This is a genomic window from Streptococcus sp. SM3 (assembly GCF_027497875.1).
The window spans coordinates 1-2,857 of the sequence record NZ_JAJNSA010000171.1 but is presented as its reverse complement, the minus strand read 5'-3'; the positions used below and the strand labels follow the sequence as shown (position 1 = coordinate 2,857).

At 35.1% G+C, this 2,857-nt stretch carries 3 protein-coding genes and 1 pseudogene; all 4 read left to right on the top strand.

The genetic code is table 11. The features are described 5' to 3' along the window. Nucleotides 1-134: 134 nt before the first annotated feature. Nucleotides 135-590, top strand: coding sequence for a MarR family transcriptional regulator (locus tag PAN06_RS13675; RefSeq protein WP_269796599.1), 456 nt, complete (start codon nucleotides 135-137; stop codon nucleotides 588-590). Between the two features lie 56 nt (nucleotides 591-646). Beyond that, nucleotides 647-1,879: an acyl-CoA thioesterase/BAAT N-terminal domain-containing protein gene (locus tag PAN06_RS13670; protein ID WP_269796598.1), complete on the top strand. Its 1,233-nt coding sequence runs from the start codon at nucleotides 647-649 to the stop codon at nucleotides 1,877-1,879. Nucleotides 1,880-2,020: 141 nt separating this feature from the next. Then, nucleotides 2,021-2,434, top strand: coding sequence for a YjdF family protein (locus PAN06_RS13665; RefSeq protein WP_073949360.1), 414 nt, complete (start codon nucleotides 2,021-2,023; stop codon nucleotides 2,432-2,434). 310 nt (nucleotides 2,435-2,744) lie between these two features. Continuing rightward, a pseudogene (locus tag PAN06_RS13660) lies at nucleotides 2,745-2,857 on the top strand (MarR family transcriptional regulator); the annotation flags it as partial.

Genomic DNA, 2,857 nt, shown 5'->3' with positions numbered 1-2,857 from the left:
TGTCCCTAATAAACTTGTTAATATCGTTGTTAAATAAAAATAAATCCTTCAGAGTTCAGCTCTGGAGGACTTTTTAGGCTCAGCTTGACAATAAATAGTATTTTTGTTAATATCATTAACAAAAGAGAGGCGCTATGAATAAGAAAGAACTGTATAAGTTTAATAATCGTTTTAACAGCTTTGCTTTAGCTTTTGAACAGTTGAAAAAAGCTCAGCATAGGAACAGTATTGATAAATCAATCACTATTAATGAAGTCCATTTGATCGACCTGATAGGTCGCAATCAGCCTGTGAATCTAGTGAAATTATCTGAGTTACTTGAAGTATCTAGGAGTGCCATTACTCAGAGTGTTAGACGTTTAACCAAGAAAGACCTCGTTACTTTTGAATTTGCACCGGATAATGAAAAAAATAAATATCTGATATTATCTAAAAAAGGTGTTGAAGTTTTTAATATCCATAAAGAGCAGCAAGAACATATTGAAAAGGCCATTTTTTCAGTTTTAAGAAACTATAGTGAGGAGGATCTTCAATTGGTTATGAAACTGATGGATGATGTTGAACAGGTATGGCAAGAATTGCCGTGGTAAAAATCACGGTAATTTTAAAACTATATTGTTAATTATATTAACAAAAAGAGGAAGATATGAATATACAAATTGAACTGATCTCAGAGTCTGATTTAGCAGACGAATCTTTTAATATTGTCATCGATGGCTTAAAACCAAGAGAAACCTATCGAGTCGAAATGTATTTATCTGATTATTATTGTATCAATGCTCCTATGCTTTTAGCTCATGATGTTTTATGGAAATCAACGGCGACTTTTGTATCAGATAAGAATGGTATTATTGATATTTCACAAACTCCATCTTGTTCTGGCTCTTATGAAGATATTGCAACAATGGGGTTATTCTTTAATGCCAAGCCCTTGACCAATAGGAAAAAGAAACTTCCAAACTCTCTTTCTAAAATTCCTTTATTAGGTCACTTTTTTGTGGAAATCAAAATTATACAAGGTAATACTGTCGTCGCAGAGAGAACTTTCACAAGACATTACATGAGTTCGCAAATTAGTCATCAAGATATTTACAGGAAACATTTTCAAGGGAGACTATTTTATGATAAAAAGGCAATAAAAGCACCAGCATTGATTATTGTGAGCGGTAGTGAAGGAAGGATTGAAAAGGCACAGAATATAGCTCAGCTTCTATCTTCTAGAGGTTATATTTGCCTAGCAGTTGCCTACTTTGGTTTAGAGGGGTTGCCAAAACATTTGGAACGTATTCCTTTAGAGTGCCTTGTGGAAGCAAAGAATTATCTACGTCAGCATCATCAAGTAGATAGTGAAAGAATTGGAATCTATGGACGTTCTAAGGGAGCAGAGTTAGTTTTAGCTGAGGAGAGCATTTTTAATGACGTTCAATGTTTGGTACTAAATTCACCCTCTGATGTGGTGTATGAAGGGATAAAAGGGAAATGGAACTCCCATACTTCTTCTTGGACGTATTTGCAAAAGGAACTTACCTATCAAAAATTTCGACTGAGAGATTATCTGTTTAGCAAACTTTTTAGAAAACCTATCCCTAAAGATCGCTCTGCTAGGATAGACATTAGTAGATTCTCTTCGCCAATCTTATTGCTCGGAAGTACTGTTGATGAAATATGGGATGCCTCGTCAGCAATAGCCAATATTGTCTCACATTATAAAGGCCACCACATTACATTTAAAAAATACCATGAAATAGGTCACATGTTGACAGTGGCTTATCAACCCAATTATCGCTATCGAAAAGATTGGCGTTTATTGATGAAAGAGAGTAAGGATTCTTGGTTGGCTACGATTCATTTTTTTGATAGGCATTTGAAGAAGCAATAACATAAGATTATAAATATGCTATAATAGTCCCAACTAAGATAAAAACACAGTTCTGGTTGGTAGTCCAGACGTAGGCAAGCCTATCAGTAACCTTCCTCCTTGGTTGTCCATTCTTAGGGATATATTTAAGGAGGTGCTGTCGTGGAAACAATTTCAATTGGATTGACAGTTTATTTTGAAGATGGATTTTGGCATGGTTTGTTCGAACAAGTGTATCGAGAAACTTATCAAGTTTGTCGTGTGACATTTGGTCAGGAGCCAAAAGATGATGAAATTCTAGAGATGTTACAGACTCAGTTTACTCATTTATCTTTTAGTCCAGAAGCTACAGTTAAGCAACATGTAAAAATCAAGAATCCTAAACGATTACAGCGAGCTGTGAAGAAACAAGTAAAGAAGAAAATTTCTTCCAAGTCGAAAGAACTATTGCAGTTGCAGTATGAGGAAAGGAAAAAGATTTCAAAACATCAATCTAGTGTCCAAAAGCAATTGCTCAAACAAGAGAAATTCGAACGCAAACAGCAAAAACGAAGAGACAAGCATAAAGGACATTAACCCTTATCTCTTTCATCAAAAAAGCTTCGGTAGGAAGAACCCTACCGAGGCTTTTTAACAAATTTCATTCTGCATTACAGTGAACAGATGTAAAACTCAGTGTTGTTCTACAAGGAGTTTAAATGTTGCTCTTCTTCCAAGAAAAATTGTGAAAAAAGAGAAAAAGTCTGGCAATTTTGAGGTCGTCAAGAATCCTTTGAAGATCCTCTTGTCAAAAAATTACTATTTCTATATCGAAATAGTTGACAGATGTAACAAGCAGTGGTACAATGACTGTGATATTTCGATATAGAAATAAAAAGGAGACGAAATGAACAAAATGATAGGGGGCTACCAAGCTTTACAGATACGCTTATTGAACGGGCGACTTTTTCAAAAACTCTTGAGCAAGGAACCAGATGCCCAATACCGAAGTGAACAAGG

What these genes read in the sequence shown, in the direction of transcription:
- PAN06_RS13670 (WP_269796598.1), top strand. Translation starts at nt 647, where the DNA reads ATGAATATACAAATTGAACTGATCTCAGAGTCTGATTTAGCAGACGAA.
- PAN06_RS13675 (WP_269796599.1), top strand. Translation starts at nt 135, where the DNA reads ATGAATAAGAAAGAACTGTATAAGTTTAATAATCGTTTTAACAGCTTT.